The sequence below is a fragment of the Rossellomorea arthrocnemi genome (assembly GCF_904424705.1).
GTDB lineage: Bacteria > Bacillota > Bacilli > Bacillales > Bacillaceae_B > Rossellomorea > Rossellomorea arthrocnemi.
On sequence record NZ_CAJGBF010000003.1, the window covers coordinates 239,949 to 258,844 of the forward strand.

General features: G+C 38.6%; 17 protein-coding genes and 2 pseudogenes. 17 read left to right on the forward strand and 2 right to left on the reverse strand.

The genetic code is table 11. From position 1 onward, the window contains the following. Positions 1–79 precede the first annotated feature (79 nt). The 7 genes and pseudogenes from BAA9072_RS06730 to BAA9072_RS06765 all read left to right on the forward strand — a co-directional run bounded on the left by BAA9072_RS06730 (position 80) and on the right by BAA9072_RS06765 (position 6,820). A complete protein-coding gene (locus tag BAA9072_RS06730) occupies positions 80–496 on the forward strand; it encodes a MerR family transcriptional regulator (protein ID WP_201713911.1) in 417 nt (138 codons plus the stop codon). 37 nt (positions 497–533) lie between these two features. Next, positions 534–1,868, forward strand: coding sequence for a type I glutamate--ammonia ligase (gene glnA, locus BAA9072_RS06735; RefSeq protein ID WP_201713912.1), 1,335 nt, complete (start codon positions 534–536; stop codon positions 1,866–1,868). Between the two features lie 842 nt (positions 1,869–2,710). Beyond that, positions 2,711–2,890 (forward strand): hypothetical protein, encoded by a 180-nt coding sequence (locus BAA9072_RS06740; protein WP_201713913.1) that lies wholly within the window; start codon positions 2,711–2,713, stop codon positions 2,888–2,890. A gap of 347 nt (positions 2,891–3,237) precedes the next feature. Beyond that, positions 3,238–4,320, forward strand: coding sequence for an acyltransferase family protein (locus BAA9072_RS06745; protein WP_201713914.1), 1,083 nt, complete (start codon positions 3,238–3,240; stop codon positions 4,318–4,320). A gap of 373 nt (positions 4,321–4,693) precedes the next feature. Further along, positions 4,694–4,975 (forward strand): annotated as a pseudogene (locus tag BAA9072_RS06750) (hemolysin XhlA family protein). 102 nt (positions 4,976–5,077) lie between these two features. After that, positions 5,078–5,362, forward strand: a pseudogene (locus BAA9072_RS06755) (M23 family metallopeptidase); the annotation flags it as partial. A 906-nt stretch (positions 5,363–6,268) separates the two neighbouring features. Beyond that, positions 6,269–6,820: a DUF3231 family protein gene (locus BAA9072_RS06765; RefSeq protein WP_201713915.1), complete on the forward strand. Its 552-nt coding sequence runs from the start codon at positions 6,269–6,271 to the stop codon at positions 6,818–6,820. A gap of 138 nt (positions 6,821–6,958) precedes the next feature. On the opposite strand, the gene lexA is transcribed toward BAA9072_RS06765, so the two are convergent. Further along, positions 6,959–7,579, reverse strand: coding sequence for a transcriptional repressor LexA (gene lexA, locus BAA9072_RS06770; protein WP_034759911.1), 621 nt, complete (start codon positions 7,577–7,579; stop codon positions 6,959–6,961). 156 nt (positions 7,580–7,735) lie between these two features. Between lexA and yneA the strand changes: the two genes are divergently transcribed. The 9 genes from yneA to BAA9072_RS06815 all read left to right on the forward strand — a co-directional run bounded on the left by yneA (position 7,736) and on the right by BAA9072_RS06815 (position 17,572). Then, positions 7,736–8,062, forward strand: a complete 327-nt coding sequence (gene yneA, locus BAA9072_RS06775; RefSeq protein ID WP_201713916.1) for a cell division suppressor protein YneA — start codon at positions 7,736–7,738, stop codon at positions 8,060–8,062. A gap of 11 nt (positions 8,063–8,073) precedes the next feature. Beyond that, positions 8,074–8,724 (forward strand): YneB family resolvase-like protein, encoded by a 651-nt coding sequence (locus tag BAA9072_RS06780; RefSeq protein ID WP_201713917.1) that lies wholly within the window; start codon positions 8,074–8,076, stop codon positions 8,722–8,724. Between the two features lie 105 nt (positions 8,725–8,829). Then, positions 8,830–9,063 carry a DUF896 domain-containing protein gene (locus BAA9072_RS06785; protein ID WP_201713918.1) on the forward strand — a complete coding sequence of 78 codons (234 nt, stop codon included), beginning with the start codon at positions 8,830–8,832 and terminating at the stop codon, positions 9,061–9,063. A 239-nt stretch (positions 9,064–9,302) separates the two neighbouring features. Continuing rightward, a complete protein-coding gene (tkt, locus tag BAA9072_RS06790) occupies positions 9,303–11,309 on the forward strand; it encodes a transketolase (RefSeq protein WP_201713919.1) in 2,007 nt (668 codons plus the stop codon). Positions 11,310–11,572: 263 nt separating this feature from the next. Further along, on the forward strand, positions 11,573–12,010 hold the full coding sequence (gene sirA, locus BAA9072_RS06795; protein ID WP_201713920.1) for a sporulation inhibitor of replication protein SirA: 438 nt from the start codon (positions 11,573–11,575) through the stop codon (positions 12,008–12,010). 84 nt (positions 12,011–12,094) lie between these two features. After that, positions 12,095–12,316: a YneF family protein gene (locus BAA9072_RS06800; protein WP_034759902.1), complete on the forward strand. Its 222-nt coding sequence runs from the start codon at positions 12,095–12,097 to the stop codon at positions 12,314–12,316. 177 nt (positions 12,317–12,493) lie between these two features. Continuing rightward, complete coding sequence (locus tag BAA9072_RS06805) at positions 12,494–13,615, forward strand: CamS family sex pheromone protein (RefSeq protein WP_201713921.1); 1,122 nt, start codon at positions 12,494–12,496, stop codon at positions 13,613–13,615. A 402-nt stretch (positions 13,616–14,017) separates the two neighbouring features. Continuing rightward, the gene (locus BAA9072_RS06810; RefSeq protein WP_201713922.1) at positions 14,018–15,763 is read left to right on the forward strand and encodes an ABC transporter transmembrane domain-containing protein; all 1,746 of its coding nucleotides are present in this window, start codon (positions 14,018–14,020) and stop codon (positions 15,761–15,763) included. 3 nt (positions 15,764–15,766) lie between these two features. Further along, on the forward strand, positions 15,767–17,572 hold the full coding sequence (locus BAA9072_RS06815) for an ABC transporter ATP-binding protein (RefSeq protein ID WP_201713923.1): 1,806 nt from the start codon (positions 15,767–15,769) through the stop codon (positions 17,570–17,572). 95 nt (positions 17,573–17,667) lie between these two features. On the opposite strand, the gene BAA9072_RS06820 is transcribed toward BAA9072_RS06815, so the two are convergent. Further along, on the reverse strand, positions 17,668–17,847 hold the full coding sequence (locus BAA9072_RS06820; RefSeq protein WP_201713924.1) for an aspartyl-phosphate phosphatase Spo0E family protein: 180 nt from the start codon (positions 17,845–17,847) through the stop codon (positions 17,668–17,670). A gap of 265 nt (positions 17,848–18,112) precedes the next feature. Between BAA9072_RS06820 and BAA9072_RS06825 the strand changes: the two genes are divergently transcribed. Then, positions 18,113–18,820, forward strand: coding sequence for a cytochrome c biogenesis CcdA family protein (locus BAA9072_RS06825; protein WP_201713925.1), 708 nt, complete (start codon positions 18,113–18,115; stop codon positions 18,818–18,820). Positions 18,821–18,896: the final 76 nt, after the last annotated feature.

Here is an 18,896-nt window from a genome sequence, read left to right on the forward strand (position 1 = left end):
AAAAACTAACATTTTATTGACAGAACTTCTAACATTACATATAATATACTCAAGAAGGAAAACAAAAGGAGGAATCAAGATGAGCGGGAGTGAAATTCGTCGAACGATGGCATTGTTTCCAATCAGTATTGTCATGCAGCTCACGGACTTAACGGCTCGTCAGATTCGATACTATGAAGAGCATCAGCTGATAACGCCGGCTCGGACCGAGGGTAATCGCAGGCTCTTTTCCTTGAATGACATTGATAAGTTATTAGAAGTAAAGGATCTGTTAGATCAAGGTATCAACATGGCCGGAATTAAGAAAATCTTTTCTGTATCCAGTCATAATGAAAGCAAAGTAGTATCTGACGTAAGTAAAGAAAAGGAAGAAAAAGCACGACAGGATTTATCTGACGACGAGCTGCGCAAACTACTTCGAAATGAATTGATGCATTCCGGTCGATTCAATCGATCATCTCTGCGTCAAGGTGATATGTCCCGCTTTTTTCATTAAATAAAACCTTTAATAAACTTGAGGAGGAATTACGTAAATGGCAAAGTATACTCGAGAAGATGTGTTAAGATTAGCGAATGAAGAAGGAGTTAAGTTCATTCGACTACAATTCACTGACATTTTAGGGACGATAAAAAATGTAGAAATCCCTTTAAGTCAGCTTGAAAAAGCATTGGATAACAAGATGATGTTTGATGGATCTTCAATCGAAGGATTTGTTCGTATTGAAGAATCAGATATGTACCTTTTCCCTGATATAGATACATGGTTGGTTTTCCCATGGACAGCCGAAAAAGGTAAAGTAGCCCGATTGATCTGTGATATTTACAATCCGGATGGTACTCCATTTGAGGGAGATCCTCGTAATAACCTAAAACGTATCTTAGGTGAAATGGAAGAGCTGGGGTTTACTGACTTCAATCTTGGACCTGAGCCGGAATTCTTCCTCTTTAAATTAGATGTTAATGGCGAACCTACTCTTGAGTTAAACGATAACGGTGGATATTTCGACTTGGCTCCTACCGATTTAGGGGAGAACTGCCGCCGTGATATCGCATTAGAATTAGAAGAGATGGGATTTGAAATCGAAGCTTCTCACCATGAAGTAGCTCCTGGTCAACATGAAATCGACTTCAAATATGCAAATGCATTAAAAGCTTGTGACGATATTCAGACATTCAAATTAGTAGTAAAAACAATTGCCCGTAAACACGGTTTGCACGCAACATTCATGCCAAAGCCATTATTCGGGGTGAATGGTTCAGGAATGCACTGTAATATGTCCTTATTCACAAATGGTGTGAACTCTTTCTTTGATGAAAAGGGTGACTTGCAACTTAGTGATACAGCTCGACAATTCCTTGCAGGTATCATTAAGCATGCGACTGCTTTCACTGCAATCACAAACCCGACTGTAAATTCATATAAGCGTTTAGTTCCCGGGTACGAAGCGCCTTGTTATGTTGCATGGTCTGCTCGTAACCGAAGCCCGTTAATTCGTATCCCTGCATCCCGCGGGTTAAGTACACGTGTGGAAGTGCGAAGTGTCGATCCGGCAGCTAATCCTTACCTGGCGATGGCAGTCCTTTTAGCAGCAGGGTTGGATGGCGTTAAAAATAACATGGAAGCTCCTAAGCCGATTGACCGTAATATCTATGTCATGGACAAAAAAGAGCGTGAGGAAGCAGGTATTGTAGACCTGCCAGCAACATTGCATGCTGCACTTGAAAGCCTTAAAACAAATGAAGTAATCGTTAAATCCCTTGGAGAACACATCTTTGAACACTTTGTGGAAGCGAAGGAAATCGAATGGGATATGTTTAGAACACAAGTGCATCCTTGGGAGCGCGAGCAGTATATTCAAATGTATTAATAGAGGGATCCCTTGACACTACTGGTGTTGAGGGATTTTTTTATTTTGGTCCAAGAAGAAAAGAGGGGGCTGGATTATTAAATGACCAAAATACGGCCAAAATAAAACTCAAAAAAATTAGGGTTTCTTATTTTGTTCATGTATTCTTTAAAACTTGATACTGATGGATCGGACTACAAATAAAACCGGACGTATCGTCCAGTAATCGGCAATGGGCTTTAAAAGTGCAAAAATTAATACGCTACCTGGCTGAGAAGAAACACCGGTTTTATTTGAAGATTTGCTAAGTGAATTTGGCAACAAGGTTATTTACGCCACTGAACTTAAAAGAGATGGCATAGATGAAATTGTTGTAGATACGATAATAAAGCATAATCTTCAAGAAAATGTCATTATCCAGTCCTTCAGTGCTCCTGATTTAACCTATGCAATTAGTAAAGGAATACCCGTCATTTATCTGAAATCCCAGGCGGACTATACGCCAGAAACCATTTAGGGTGGGGGATCAATCATTTAGGACTATCTACTTCCTTACCTGACTCCTATGTAACAAACTGTATTAATGCAGGATTGAAGGTGTATATGTTTACAGTCAATCAAAGATACCAGTACGATCATTACATGAGTTTAGGAGTTCATGGTTTCTTTTCGGATGATCCAAAGTGGGTTGATGGAAGCTCTCCAATCTTGAACTGGGATCCATACAGAGACCAAGTATTTACTCATGAACACTTCTCTCCTCCAGTAATTACACCGGAGGGGATAGAGTGACCTTTATCAACCTTAATAAATTCGGATGGCCATCAGCAAGTACAAGAGCAGACTAAGGGTGGATTGGTGAATTGAGTGAGGTATTCACTCTTACAGCTACAGTGACCTTAGAGGAATCGGTTTCCAGTGTAAGATGGGGATCCATTGCTTTTTGTACTATTAATGATTATTACGATGATTACACGGACAATTTATCTCAGGGAGACGATCTATTGATTAGAGAGGACGCACAATTGATGTATAACTGGTAAGGCGGCCCTGCCGCATCACTCAATTCAATGCAGACTACTGAGGTATCAGAAGGGCAATCTATTGACATTAAAATACAAGTAATGAGCACTCAGATAATTATTACTAGAACGGACAGCGGTAATTCGATGACTATCAATAATTCTGTCCATAGAGGCGGTTATGTACACTTCGGAAGAAGGCTGTCAGGTATTACGTTTGAAAATGTAAATGTTATTAGGGGATAAAAGTCTAGTGTAAAAAGACATTAATATCTTTATTGTGTGTATTTTGAAAAGGAAATTAGTTCTTGTAGAGTATTGAAGATAACCGCCTCCTTCTCTAACATTTATAATAGGGGGTGTGGGAAATGGAGAAAGATAATAAACTTAGTAATGCTAAAGGGGTCCTGATATTATTTGTGGTATTTGGACATGTAATAGAAATGTACAATGGGCAGTTTAAAAATTTATATATTTTCATTTACGCATTTCACATGCCGCTATTCGTTTTCTTAAGTGGATACTTAGCAAAACGAGTAAAACTTAGTAAGGTTATAAACTTTTTATTCTTATACCTGATCTTTCAGACATTTTTCAACTGGTTTAAAAATGTTTTAGGGCAATTTGATGGATCTCCATTTCAGTATGAAACACCTCAATATCACCTCTGGTATTTAGTGAGTATGGTTGGTTGGTATCTGATTGCTCTACTATTGACTCGAGTAAAAGTTTTATCAAAAATCTCTAAATGGAAGAAATACATTGTAATATTTATATTGTGTTTTTTTTCAAGGTGGTTTGTAGAAGAAGTTTATGCTGCAATTAGATTCTTTTATAGAGACTTTGATACTTACACTTTAAGTTACCAGAGAACCATAACGTTTGCGCCATTCTTTTTTGCTGGTTTTTATATGTCAAAAGGAACCCTAATGAAATTATATAGTTCAATAAATAATGTGAAGATTAAATTCTCCTTGATTTCTGTTGTATCCTTAATATCTTTCATCATATTTCAAAATGATACTATAATCGAAAATGCTTTTAGAGGTAGTTACGGATTCGAGTGGTTTATTGGCCAAGATGGAAATATGGGAGAGTACTTAGCTACAGTAGGAATTCAATATTTCATTTCATTTTTATTATGCTATATTTTGATGAATTTGATATCATCAAAGCGTTCAGTCCTAACCAAATGGGGAGATAATTCCTTAGCAATATTTCTGTTCCACCCCATATTTGTATTTTCTTTATGGCAGTTTGAGTTATTAAAAACTTGGGATACAGATACGAAATTAATATTTTTTATATTCGTTTCAGTGGGAATAACGTTGTTTTTAGGTACGAATATGTTTAGTAGCATTACAAAGTATGTTTGTAACCCAAATATAAGTGCAGAAAAGATGGTAGGTTATGTAAAGCTATTTAAAAGAAAAATTACTACTACGGAATAAACCAAGACACTCAGAAGGTATCTTTATTATTTTCAATAATTAAGTTAGGTGTTAATATTCTTTGAATGATTAATTAGTTTTCTTAACAGATTTAATAATAATGGTTGTTTGAAGAGTAGAATAAATCAATCCTAAGAAAGTTAATATGATTCCACTTACAATAAATCGTTTTCTGTTTAGTTCTAGACTTAAATGTGTGAAGTAGAAATGGACTAAAGTGCAGAATACCATTAACAGTAAAGAGGGTAATGTTTTTTTCATTGGTGTACTCCTTTGTTGTTAGCTATTAATTAGAATACCCTGAGAGTCAAATTATATTCAAATGTGAATAGAGGTGAGCTGTTCATGATAAAGAGAGAAGGGGGCAATATCCATGTCAAATACAGTGGAGGGACATCATGAAATGAACCTATATGAGAAAGATATTGTGGAAATGAAGAGCGATATCAAAATTCTTGAGAAACAAGTAAGTGATCTAAAAGTACAACCATTAGGCACGAAGAACAGATTACCACGCTTAACAAAACCTTAAAGAAAATCGATGAAAATACAACGTGGATCAAAAGAAAAATAACTGGTGCCATAATTACAGCGATTGTCCCTCTGAGTCATAGGAGGAGCAATCGCTGTTTTTTATGGTTTTTTAAAACAATAAGGGGGAATGTAAATTGGAAAAACTATTATCTTTGGACTTTGGAGCCTATGTCGCACTTGCGTTTATCCTTTATGTAATTTTCTGAATGGTATTGCTAGGGTCCACAACAGGATAGATATTGCTCAAATTGGCGTAAATGAGGTTGTTGCTTCTACTAGTGGAAAGGTATCAGAGTCTTATTTATCGTCCTCGTATGGTGAGTGGGTACGTGTTTTTCACGAAATCAAAGGGCAGACTTGGGAAACACTTTACGCACACATGAGAACAGGGTCCAGGAAGGTAAGGGTAGGTGAATACGTCAAACAGGGACAACCTATCGGAATCATGGGAAACACAGGTTATTCTTTTGGTCAGCACCTTCACTTTGAGCTTCATAAAGGAAGATGGATACTGGTAAGCATCGTCCACTTTCAATTTCCTCACGATCGTTGGGAACTCATAACCTTCTGTAAGATAATCCACAACATACTTATCTATCCCAGGATGGCTTAGAGTAGAATCTCAGTTTGGCCACTTTACATTCTGCCCTTTCACCTACATAGGACGATGGTCCGCTTAATGATAATATATCTCCCGGATGAATCACATCAGACTTTAATCCGTTCCATGATTTTAAATCACTTACTGAAAGATGATTGTCCTTAGCAATACCCCAAAGAGTATCACCAGACTTTACTGTATGAACACTTGAAGATGATGAAGGAGAAAGATCCTTGAAAAGATAATCTAATGGATCCCTTTAAATATTGATATTAAATTTTGCTGTGTAATTCAAATTTCACCCTTTCTGACTTTTGAAATTCTTCCTCAATAATTCTAGGTACAGAAGTTTTAAGAAAAAACTCAAGCATCTTAAGCTTAATTTCTTCACTAGGTTCATTAATTGAACCATATCTGAAATGCTTCATTCCTTAGTATATGAATCCTCTTATGACCAAAATTCGACCCAAATATATAGATATCTGTATATAATTTATTATTAATTTAAATACTTTCTTCTACTATATACCTACTTTTTAAAGTACTTTTGTTTCTAAATATTCATTATTTATTTCCCAAATTAAGTTTCGCACCCAAGTGCATCCTTGGGAGCGGGCGCAGTATATTCAAATGTATTAATATTAATAAAAGACGACCCTTTTTGACACTTTTGGTGTAGAGGGTTTTTATTTTGTCATAAATGGCGAACTGAGGATTCTTGGTTTGAGTTGCACTCTTCTTATCTACATTACACGAAAACGTATTCATCATTACTTTCTGGGCAAAATAGTTGTCATCAGGAAGGGGGATTTTATGACTACAATATTTGAAACAGTAAAAGACTATCTGCAAATGAATTTAGACAATGAACAGAAAAATCCATTACATGTCGGAGAAGTCATGAGTTGTTGGATGTACCTCGCCTTGATGGACGAGGCAACAGTTTATATACAAATTGGAGTGAATTCTACAACGGATGATGAAGTTAAATCATTGCTTATTGAAAGCTTGAAGCAATGTGAATCCCAAGGGGAGAGATTTAAGGAGTTTATGAAAAAAGAGGGTGTGCATTTACCGGCAACAAGTGAAGAACGTCCTGATTCTGATCCCAACGGTGTTCCCTTGGGGGTTAAGCTTACAGATGAAGAAATAATGAACGGATTGAGTATAAAAACAGTTGCAGCGGTTGTTCATTGTGCTACGGCTGCCAGTCAGTCGATTCGAAATGATGTAGGGTCTTTATTCATTCAATGCTTATTTGAAAAGATGAAATATGGAACCTCTTTAAAGAATGCTATGAGAAAGCGAGGGTGGATTAAGGTCCCCCCTTATTATTACCCTCCCGGAATGCCTAAGCAAAACTGAAGAAAGAAACCTATAGACAACCCCATGACAACTTAATGTCATGGGGTTGTTGATTCGCTGACAATTTATTAAAAGGGGGCGGTACGGTCTCACGAAACTTCTATGCTTACAATCCCATGCATATTAATAGTGAGTAAATTAGTGGACTTGACGGTAAACTCCTACAACTTTACCTAAAATAGAAACATTTCGCAAAATGATCGGTTCCATGGTCGAGTTTTCGGGCTGAAGTCGAACATAATCCTTTTCTTTGAAGAAACGTTTAACCGTTGCTTCATCTTCATCGGTCATCGCAACAACGATGTCCCCATTATTTGCTGTTTGCTGTTGGCGTACAATGACAAAATCACCGTCCAGAATACCGGCTTCTATCATACTGTCCCCCATAATTTCCAGCATAAAGACCTGCTCATCGGAAGGGGCCATCCGTTCAGGAAGAGGGAAGAATTCCTCCACGTTTTCAACAGCCGTGATTGGTTGACCGGCTGTAACTTTACCGATTAATGGAACGTTCACAACTCGTTGTCGAGGAATAGTATCCTCTTCAAGGTCCAGAATTTCAATTGCTCTTGGTTTAGTCGGATCTCGGCGGATCAGACCTTTACTTTCCAACCTGGCTAAATGTCCGTGTACGGTGGAACTAGAAGCAAGACCTACGGCTTCCCCAATTTCCCGTACGGAAGGCGGATACCCTTTTTCTCTTACTGCAACTTTAATATATTGTAGTATGTCCTGCTGTCTTTTCGACAATTTTGTCATGTTCACGCACCTCTATTATAGATCTTATGTTCCCATTATAGCATGTCCCTCAACTTGATACAAACATAAGTTCGAATTTTTGTTGACACCAAACGGATGTTCGTATTACAATGAATGTAACAAAACAGAACAAACATTCGCATGGGGGTAAATTTTATGTTAGCACATATTTGGACTCGATTCTCTTACATTATAATATTATTTGTTTTAGCTTTTTTATCAGCATGCTATTTACTGATCAATATAATGAATCAGCCTAGTTATCAAAGCATTACCGTTGAAGACGGTGATACTCTTTGGACGATTGCCAAACAGTATAATGAGGAATATTCTATGACTGTGGAAGAATTTATCGACTGGGTGGGTAAGGAAAACGATTTAACCTCTTTTGCTATTAAACCGGGTGAATCACTTGTGTTACCGATAGAAAATCCAACAATTTCAACCCAATCAGATTTCGAACTGGTAATGAATGAAGAATAGAGGGATAGAAGATGAAGGCAGTAATATACTGCAGGGTAAGTACGAAGAAAAATACACAGGAAACATCCCTGGAACGTCAGGAATCAGAACTCATTAAATTGGCGCGGGATCATCATTATGAAGTAAAAGCGATCATTAAGGATCAGGCAAGCGGTTTTGAGTTGGACCGACCTGGTGTTTTAGAGCTCTTGGACCTGGTTAGAGATGAATCGATTGAGGCTGTACTTATTCAGGATGAGACAAGAATCGGCAGGGGAAATGCAAAGATAGCACTTATTCACTGCCTGTTAAAAGATGAAGTAAAGATCATCAGTCAGACTCATAGTGGCGAACTTCACTTATCAGAGTCCGATTCAATGGTCATTAACATTGTCAGTATGGTAGAGGAATATCAACGTAAACTTCATAATTTAAAAATTAAGCGCGGCATGAAAAGAGCTGTAGAAAATGGCTTTCAACCACATAAAAATTTAAAAAACAAAGGAAATGCCGATGGCAGGGAGCGTATTGACGTTCCTGTTGAAGAAATCGTTCGATTAAGGAAAAATGAATTAACGTTCGCCGAGATCGCAGCCACTCTTAGAGGATTTGGATATGATGTCTCCAAAGCAACGGTTCATAGGCGATTTAAGGAATATATGACATCCCTTGATAATGCGTAACTCTTGTTTTATCTCCTTAAATCTAGTAACATGACGATAGTATATTGTATAGCTTTGAGTTATGTATTTGATTTTGCCGACTTTGCAATAAGGGAGTTTTTATAGATGCTTTCAAAACCAAAAATGAATCGAATCAACGAGCTTGCCAAAAAGGCGAAAAGCAGTGGTCTTACAGAGCAGGAAGCGAAAGAACAGACAAAACTTAGAAAAGAATACCTTGAAACGTTCCGTCAATCGATGAAGGGTACAATAGAAAATACAAGAGTCTTTGATCCTGAGGGTAATGAAGTAACACCGAAAAAGATTCAGGATATACAAAACAAGAAGAAAATGCATTAAGTATGGGAAATGAGCTGCCAGGTCTATCAAAGAGACTTGGCAGCTTTTTTGAATTGATTCATCCCAGTATGGTCACTACTATAAATTTTTAACCCGCTTTCCATGCCTCCGCTTTGAGTTCTACAAGGGTTTTTATTTTTCAAGGATGATAAAGTCATGTTATCATTCAAGATAGTTGTATAAACTACCAAAGAAGATTAATATTAATAAGGTACATTAAAAGGAAGGATGTCTGACATATGTTTGATAACACAGATCAGTTAGCAATTAATACAATTCGTACACTTTCAATTGATGCAATTGAAAAAGCAGGTTCCGGGCACCCGGGAATGCCTATGGGGGCAGCTCCAATGGCGTATGCACTTTGGACAAGGTTCATGAACCATAACCCTAAAAATCCAGAGTGGTTCAACCGGGATCGTTTCGTTTTATCAGCGGGACACGGATCTATGCTGTTGTATAGCCTGCTTCATCTTTCAGGCTACGATGTTTCGATGGATGACCTCAAAAATTTCCGCCAATGGGGAAGCAAGACTCCAGGACATCCAGAGTATAAGCACACTCCTGGTGTAGAAGCAACCACAGGACCACTTGGTCAAGGGATTGCTATGGCAGTAGGGATGGCTTTAGCTGAAAGACATTTGGCCACTACATACAACAAAGATCAATATAATATGGTTGACCATTTTACATACTCCATTTGTGGAGATGGCGATTTAATGGAGGGGGTTTCCTCTGAGGCAGCTTCTTTTGCTGCTCATTTAAAGTTAGGTCGCCTTGTTGTCCTTTATGATTCCAACGATATCTCCCTTGACGGTGAATTGGATAAATCTTTCTCTGAAAGTGTGAAGGGCCGTTTTGAATCATATGGATGGCAATATATCCGTGTTGAGGACGGGAATGACCTTGATGAAATTTCCAAAGCAATTGAAGAAGCGCAAGGGGACACATCTCGCCCGACAATGATCGAAGTAAAAACAGTCATTGGTTATGGAGCTCCTAATAAATCAGGAAAATCCGCCGTTCATGGAGCTCCTCTTGGTGAAGACGAAATGAAGCTTACGAAAGAAGCTTACAAGTGGACTTTCGAACAGGATTTCCATGTCCCAGATGAGGTATACAGCCGCTTCGAGGAAAAAATACAACAAGCGGGTTCTGAGAAAGAACAGGATTGGGCCAACCAATTCATTAAATACAAAGAAGAACACCCTGAATTAGCTACTCAATTAGAAGCAGCGATAAAAGGAGAACTTCCACAAGGATGGGATAAAGACATCCCTGTTTATGAAGAAGGAAAAGCACTGGCGAGCCGAGCTTCTTCCGGGGAAGTCTTGAATGCGATTGCTAAAAACCTTTCTTCATTCATAGGTGGCTCTGCTGACTTGGCAGGTTCTAACAAAACGATGATTAAAGATGAGAAAGACTTCATGCCAGAATCATATGATGGGCGTAATATCTGGTTCGGAGTTCGCGAATTCGGTATGGGTGCAGCCATGAATGGTATGGCTCTACACGGAGGACTTCACGTATTCGGAGGAACATTCTTCGTATTCAGTGATTATTTAAGACCTGCTATCCGCTTGGCGGCAATAATGGGATTACCTGTGACATATGTATTTACGCATGATAGTATTGCTGTCGGAGAAGATGGACCTACGCATGAACCTGTAGAACAGCTTGCTTCTCTACGGGCTATGCCTAACCTTTCTGTCATCCGCCCTGGTGACGGGAATGAAGTGGCAGCAGCTTGGAAATTATCCCTGGAGTCTACGGAGCAGCCTACCATGTTGGTGCTATCCCGTCAGGACCTTCCAACTCTTAAAGGTACAGCTGATAAAGCATACAACGGTGTTGGTAAAGGGGCTTATGTTGTTTCAGCTTCGGGCAAAGAACAGCCGGATGCATTACTGATTGCTACCGGGTCTGAAGTGCATCTTGCTGTAGAAGCCCAAAATGCCCTTGAAAAAGACGGCATCAGTGTTTCTGTTGTGAGTATGCCATCTTGGGATCGTTTTGAAAAACAGTCAAAAGAATATAAAGAATCTATCCTGCCTAAGAGCGTTAAAAAACGTCTGGCAATCGAAATGGGATCCCCGATGGGCTGGGATCGCTACGTTGGAGATGAAGGTGACATCCTGGCTATAAATGGTTATGGTGCATCTGCTCCTGGAGAGAAAGTCATGGAAGAGTATGGCTTCACTTCTGAAAATGTGGTTTCAAGAATCAAAGCTTTACTTCAGCAATAGTGAATGTAAAAGGTCAGCTCCTTACACTCTTTAAGGAGTTGGCCTTTTTATTTGGCCAAAGCAGTCTGAAAGCTCTTGCTTTTAATGACGAGTATGTTTTGTCAAGTATGGGTAAAGGGATAAGTAACTTTAAAAGTTTTCTATTCGTATACGAAGAGGTAAATTTCGTTCGACAAAACTAGTGCAGATTTTCAACATTTTGTGACAATGACTCCCTTCTAGTTGATTTATACTATATGAAAGAAAGGTAGGAGGGAGTAAAGGTGCGAAATTATCAAATCTATTGGATTGAAGAATTGTTTGTCCAGCACTACTATGGTCGGGAAAGAATGTTCTATCAGTTGTTTTCTGATTGGGATGAAAGTATAGGTGATCTTCACGAAATCGTCTCTAAACAAGTAGATTACATTACGAAACCTATCCCATACCTTCCTACACAAAGACTCCTGCAACACGAAATCACGAAGGTTGAGGGGGCAGCATGGATTGACTCTGTTGCAACAATTGAAAGAAAGAAAACAGGCGCTACACTTGTTTTGAATGAAAAGTCGATGACCTTGAATGCCTGGGGCCACGATGAATCAGAGTATATCTTTTTTGAAATTTTACGGAGAAATATGGGCCAGCTCTTGGCAGTGGACATTAAAAATGAACGTTTCGGATGGTTAAAACCGATAAAACAAAGAAAGTTTATATATTAATATGAAATTTTGACCAAAATATTGTATAATGTTTCAGGGTTTAGTACACTTTTAGAAGGACAACACGAAGGAGGAAGTAAGAGTATGGGAACGACTGGGTTACTTATTCTAGTAGGAGTTCTGGCATTACTTGCTGGAGTTGCACTAGGATTTTTCATTGCTCGTAAATATATGATGAGCTACCTTAAGAAAAATCCACCAATTAACGAGCAAATGTTACGCATGATGATGATGCAAATGGGTCAAAAACCATCCCAAAAGAAAATCAATCAAATGATGAATGCCATGAATAAGAACATGAAGTAATAGTTAGAAGCACTCAGGTGATGAGTGCTTTTTCTATTTATAGGGCATCCTGATGTGTAAGTTGCATCCTATTATTTTTAGGATAATGTGATTATTTTTGTAAATTCATAAAAACTTAAAGGTTCTGGGACAGATTGAAATTAAATGTATGATAAAATATAGTCCGGAGGGAGTCATATGAATAAATGGATGATTGTTTCACTGTCTCTTTTAATTCTTGTTGCCGGATGCAGCAATAAGCCTCAAGAAGTGATAGATGAAGAAACGCTTGAAATTCAAAATAGTGCTGCAGGTGATGCACGTGAATATTTAAATTATAAAGTGAACAAAGAAAAAAAATCGGTAAATCGTGGTCTTATAACAATGACAATCAACAACCGCAGTGATATGGATGAAATCGAGACGGGTCTTATGTCACTGTCCACCGAGCATTTTTCCCCTGAAAAGTATATCTATCAAGACGGTCAGTATTTAAAAAAACTAAGTTCATGGTTAGGAAGAGAGTCTAAATCCAATAAGTTAGGGCTTAACCCCGCTTTAAAGATTACTGACGATATGCCGTGGGAACAGCAAATGGAACTGGAAAAGAAAAATCCCATGTACCTTGCCTATATTCATGAGCAAAATTATGTAGATGCAGATGGAAATATTAAAGGGATCTCACTTGGTCTGGCAATGAATTCAGTCGATTACATTCGTGTGGAAGATGAAAAGAAGCTCATGCATTTTGATGAAGCGAACATTAACGAGAAAATGATGGAAGAGTACGGGAAAAAAGTGGCTGGCACTGTCGTTAATCGGGTCAGGGCAATCAAAGATTTAAAAAATGTACCCATCATGATTTCGATTTATAAACTTCAGCCGTTAAACAGTGTGGTCTCAGGTAATTATATCGCTACAACTTACTTGGATGATAACGATAATAAAATTAAAAAATGGGATGATCTATCAGACAAATATTTTTACTTTCCCAGTGATGAAGGGGAAGAAAAGGATCGCGATTTATATAATAGAATCCGTGATTTAGAAGATTATGTTTCGAAATACTTCTCTCATCAGGATATCGAATTTGTTGGAAAAGGCCTATATAAGAAAGACACGTTAAACAAACTGGTCATTGATGTACATACTGGTATGGTGAAAGAAACAGAGCTAATAGGGTTCGCACAGGCGATCGGGCCTGAAATTGTCGATTACTTCCCGCACACGCCGGTCTACCTTTATGTAAAAACACCAAAGGGCCTTAAAGCCACCATTGTCAAAGAAGTAGACCAAGAACCATTTGTACAAATTCACTAAGAAAATTGTGATCGTAAGAGGCTGGGATATAACTATATCGATCCCAACTAGATACGAACAATTCAGATTCAAAAGTCTTTATTTCAACACTGTTGAATTACGTACTAGACTTCACTTTCCTTGGGCGGAAGTCTTTTTCTACACTTCATTTAACAGCTGGAACCAATAATGGACACTAATATGCTTTATTTAAAATGAATAAAAATCCGAACGATCTCGATTTTCCTAAAAGAATTTCGAATGATCGTTCGGATTTTTCTTTGCCTAATACATTTTTATCTCAGCCTCTTTATGTAGTGAGAATTATCAACCGGTTCCATTAATTAAAAAAAAGTCATTTCTCATTTTTCTGAAATTTGGTAAAATAATGATTCGATTTTATCATGATTCGGGGGAAACAGAATGAAGGTGTTTTTAGATTTAAAGTGGTTTTTTATACAGGAGAAAAAGTCATACATCACAGGAGCGATCCTTCTGTTATTGGTGGCATTTCTTCAATTGATTCCACCAAAGGTAGTTGGGATTGTGGTCGATCGTATAAAGGGACATTCGTTGATCACAGAAGACATGGTGAAGTGGATCCTGATTCTGATATTAACCGCACTATCCATGTATGGCCTCCGATTTGTATGGAGAATCATGATCTTCGGTTCCGCTACCAAGCTTTCCCGTTTACTGAGGAACGAGCTTTATCATCATTTCACTAAAATGTCCCCTGCCTTTTATCAAAAAAGGCGTGTAGGGGATTTGATGGCTCACGCAACGAATGACATTCAAGCGATTCAACAGACTGCGGGTGTAGGAGTACTCACCCTGGTCGACTCCTTAGCAACTGGAGGATTTGTCATATTGGCCATGGCTTTTACAATTAGTTGGAAGCTGACCCTAATTGCGCTCATTCCGATGCCCTTGATGGCGATTTTGACAAGTTACTATGGGACACTCCTGCATAAACGATTTCATAAAGCTCAAGAAGCATTTTCGGCATTGAATGATAAAACCCAGGAAAGTGTAGCAGGAATTAAAGTCCTGAAAACGTTTGGTCAGGAGAAAGAGGATATCGAGTCCTTCAGGCTGCATTCGGAAGAGGTGGTACAGAAGAATATTTCTGTTGCAAGAGTAGATTCATTATTTGATCCGACTATATCCATTATTGTAGGAATTTCATTTTTCTTGTCGATTGTATTCGGTTCAAAGTTTGTTATAACCGGGGGAATGACAATTGGAGAATTGATTTCATTCACCACTTATCTCGGGCTTTTAATATGGCCGATGCTTGCTTTTGGATGGCTTTTTAATATTGTAGAAAGAGGTCGTGCTTCATATGACCGCGTTGCCGCACTACTCAATGAAAAGGTGGACATAGAGAATTCAGGAGTATTGGAACAAGCCCCGACAGGAGATATCGATTACCGTATTTTCTCTTTTTCTTACCCTGGTGAAGATGTGAATACACTGGAAGAAATTCATTTTTCCATACAAAAAGGTCAAACTATCGGAATCGTTGGAAAAACAGGGGCAGGAAAAACCACTCTATTAAAACTCTTACTGAGAGAGTTTGAAGGATACAAAGGAGAGGTGAGATATGGGGGTAACGTGATTCAGAATTATAAATTACGGTATTTGCGGGACTGCATAGGATATGTCCCTCAGGATCACTTTCTATTTTCTGCTACCATTCAGGAGAATATTGCCTTCTCGAATCCTATGACATTAGTGGCACAAGTCCAGTCAGCAGCAGCACAGGCACACATTCATGAGGATATCAGCAGGTTCCCTAATGGATATGCCACAGTCGTCGGGGAAAGGGGAGTTTCTCTATCAGGTGGCCAAAAGCAGAGGATATCGATTGCAAGAGCTCTCTTAATGGACCCTGAAATACTTATTCTCGATGATTCCCTGTCAGCGGTGGACTCTAAAACAGAAGAATCAATCCTGACTTCACTGAAGCAAAATCGTGCCGGTAAGACGACGATGATCACTTCTCATCGACTAAGTGCCATTCAACATGCAGACTTGATCATTGTCCTTGAAGCAGGGAAAATCATCGAGAGAGGTAGTCATCTTGAGTTGATGAAGGAAAATGGCTGGTATAGAGAAATGTATCTCAGCCAACAACTGGAAAAACTTGTAGAGCATGGAGGGTAAGAAATGGAACGCATAGAGACATTGACGCCTAAAGAGCAGCGAATTATTTTTTACCGCCTCATGAGATACGCAAAGCCTCATAAAAAAACGATTGTGGTCGCTTTTTCATTATTGCTCTTGGCGACTATCGGTGATATTTTGGGACCAATCATCATAAAGGTCTTCATTGACGATTACTTAACGCCAAGGTTGTTTCCATATGGTCCACTAACAGGTTTAGCTTCAGCGTATTTATTGATTCAGGTAGGGAATGTATTGATTTCCTATTTTCAGATATTGAAGTTCCAGGAAATCGCCCTGAAAATCATCCAGCAATTGAGGGTAGATGTCTTTACGAAGGTGCAGGGTCTTGGAATGAAGTACTTTGATCATACTCCTGGAGGGAGCATTGTCTCCCGGGTAACGAATGATACAGAAGCAATCAAGGATATGTTCGTAAGTGTACTGGTATCATTTATTCAAGGGGCTTTTCTTTTGACGGGAATATTCATTGCCATGTTCATCCTTGATGCCCGTTTAGCTTTCTTTTGTCTATTCATTTTACCGGTCATTCTCTTGATTATGAAAATGTATCGCACTTATAGCTCCATCTTCTATCAGGATATCCGTGAGAGATTGAGTCAGCTCAACGCAAAGCTCAGTGAATCCCTTCAAGGAATGTCAATCATCCAAGTATTCCGCCAGGAGAAAAGACTAAGAGAAGAGTTCGGGGAAATAAATGAAAAACATTTTTTCGCAGGTATGAAGAATATAAAGGTGGATGGGTTATTATTAAGACCCGCAATCGATCTCGTGTATGTCATGGCCTTAATTGTGGTCTTGAGCTATTTTGGAATCACTTCTTTCGATCAGCCGATTGAAATAGGTGTCCTTTATGCTTTTGTGAATTATCTGGACCGATTTTTCGAACCGGTTAATCAAATCATGATGAGATTATCCATGTTTCAACAGGCCATCATTGCGTCTTCACGCGTTTTCAAGCTGTTGGATGAAGAAGAGGATTCTCCGGGACAGATGATAGAAAACGAAAAGAAGTACTCGATTCGGAAAGGGGAAGTTGTATTTGACAATGTTTCGTTCTCATATGATGGGGTGAATGATGTACTAAATAATATATCCTTCACAGCAAAGCCTGGTGAAACAGTCGCACTTGTCGGGCACACAGGAAGCGGTAAGAGCTCAATCATCAATTTACTGATGAGATTCTATGAATTTCACCGGGGTGACATTTCAATAGATGGCCGAAGCATAAAATCTTATCCAATAGAAGAACTTCGTCAGAAGGTGGGCCTGGTCCTTCAGGATCCATTCCTATTCTTTGGGGACATAAGGTATAATATTAAGCTTCATGACGATCAAATGTCTGATAAAGAGGTGGAAGCGGCGGCTGAATTTGTACAGGCGAATGCCTTTATTAAAAAACTTCCTGGAGGGTATTCTCACCCTGTGGTTGAAAGGGGTTCTACACTTTCAAGCGGACAGCGGCAATTGATCGCGTTCGCTCGTACAATTGCTACCAAACCGAAGATTCTTGTCCTTGATGAAGCAACAGCGAATATTGATACTGAAACGGAAGAAGCGATTCAAAGTGCCATGAAGAGCATGAGAACAGGCAGAACGACCATTGCCATCGCCCATAGGTTATCAACCATTCAGGATGCAGATCTCATCTTGGTACTGCATCAAGGGGAAATTGTAGAGCGTGGCAGCCATAAGGAATTACTTCTTCACAAAGGGATTTATCATAAAATGTATCTTCTTCAAAATGGTTTGGTCCATGGTATAGAGGATGCCACCTCTGAAATGTAAGAATGAAACAGGAAAAGGGAGACACCATATAGCAGGAGTCTCCCTTTTCCTGTTTCATTATATAAGGAATAATGTATTTATATGTAAGGTTAAGTTCAGCTCATTTGTGGAGTGCAGCATTTTTTTATGTATCGGGAGTTGTAGCTATTTAACAGACGATCAAGTTCCTGACTAAATTGAATAGCTTGAGGTGACGTGAGTCCATTTTCAGCAACAATATCAATTAATTGAGCACGCTTTTTTTCAATTCGTTCGAGAAGCTCTTTTTTAGACACGGCTGTTTCCTTTCTTTTGTATATCCTGACAAGTGGAATACAAAACTAGTAATAACTGTAACTTTTTATTAGTATAACGAAAACAACACTTATTTTCAAAGTAAAATTAACGGTTTTCTAAAAAGAAAAGAGACTTTAATACAATTGAAAGAGTAAATATAGGTTGTAACGAAATGGTCACAAATCTTTCACACAAACATTCCTCATAGTTTGAAGCATTGTTTGATAGAATAAGGATATATACTGAAATGTAGGAGATGTAGAAATGTCTGATATTAATATTTTTTTAGCCTTTGGGGCAGGTTTTCTCAGCTTCATATCCCCATGCTGCTTACCCTTATATCCCGCTTTTCTTTCATATATAACCGGGATGAGTGTCAATGAACTGAAATCGGATAATGCCATGCTCCAAAGAAGAAGTTTATTACATACGTTATTTTTCTTGATCGGTTTCTCAGCCATTTTTATAGCCATTGGTTTTGGGGCGTCCTTTGTTGGAAACTTCTTTTTGAATTATAAAGACCTGATTCGACAGCTTGGGGCGATTTTTATCGTCATATTTGGTTTGGTGGTCATTGGAGTCTTTACCCCGGAGTCCTTGATGAAGGAACGCAGATTTGAGTTTAAGAATAGACCTGCGGGATTTATAGGTTCTATCCTGATTGGAATGGCATTTGCAGCAGGGTGGACTCCATGCACAGGACCGATCCTTGCTTCAGTGCTGGCACTCGCAGCAACCAATCCAGGTTCCGGCGTCATGTATATGGCAGCTTACGTATTAGGTTTTGCTATTCCTTTCTTCATTCTTTCATTTTTTATAGGAAGAATGAAGTGGATCAGAAAGAACAGTGGAAAGATAGTGAAAGCAGGTGGATTTGTCATGATTGCTGTAGGGATCATGCTATTCTTTGACTGGATGACCGTCATTCTTGCTTACTTTACATCCATTTTCGGCGGCTTTCAAGGATTTTAGAAAAGCGGCGGCTAATTTACAGAATAAATTGAATAAACATTACATTATATGGTATAGTTTAGATGGATGAATTAGG

Coding starts and splice junctions, on each gene's coding strand:
- BAA9072_RS06730 (WP_201713911.1), top strand. CDS start 80: ATGAGCGGGAGTGAAATTCGTCGAACGATGGCATTGTTTCCAATCAGT.
- glnA (WP_201713912.1), top strand. CDS start 534: ATGGCAAAGTATACTCGAGAAGATGTGTTAAGATTAGCGAATGAAGAA.
- BAA9072_RS06745 (WP_201713914.1), top strand. CDS start 3,238: ATGGAGAAAGATAATAAACTTAGTAATGCTAAAGGGGTCCTGATATTA.
- BAA9072_RS06765 (WP_201713915.1), top strand. CDS start 6,269: ATGACTACAATATTTGAAACAGTAAAAGACTATCTGCAAATGAATTTA.
- lexA (WP_034759911.1), bottom strand. CDS start 7,579: ATGACAAAATTGTCGAAAAGACAGCAGGACATACTACAATATATTAAA.
- yneA (WP_201713916.1), top strand. CDS start 7,736: ATGTTAGCACATATTTGGACTCGATTCTCTTACATTATAATATTATTT.
- BAA9072_RS06780 (WP_201713917.1), top strand. CDS start 8,074: ATGAAGGCAGTAATATACTGCAGGGTAAGTACGAAGAAAAATACACAG.
- BAA9072_RS06785 (WP_201713918.1), top strand. CDS start 8,830: ATGCTTTCAAAACCAAAAATGAATCGAATCAACGAGCTTGCCAAAAAG.
- tkt (WP_201713919.1), top strand. CDS start 9,303: ATGTTTGATAACACAGATCAGTTAGCAATTAATACAATTCGTACACTT.
- BAA9072_RS06800 (WP_034759902.1), top strand. CDS start 12,095: ATGGGAACGACTGGGTTACTTATTCTAGTAGGAGTTCTGGCATTACTT.
- BAA9072_RS06805 (WP_201713921.1), top strand. CDS start 12,494: ATGAATAAATGGATGATTGTTTCACTGTCTCTTTTAATTCTTGTTGCC.
- BAA9072_RS06810 (WP_201713922.1), top strand. CDS start 14,018: ATGAAGGTGTTTTTAGATTTAAAGTGGTTTTTTATACAGGAGAAAAAG.
- BAA9072_RS06815 (WP_201713923.1), top strand. CDS start 15,767: ATGGAACGCATAGAGACATTGACGCCTAAAGAGCAGCGAATTATTTTT.
- BAA9072_RS06825 (WP_201713925.1), top strand. CDS start 18,113: ATGTCTGATATTAATATTTTTTTAGCCTTTGGGGCAGGTTTTCTCAGC.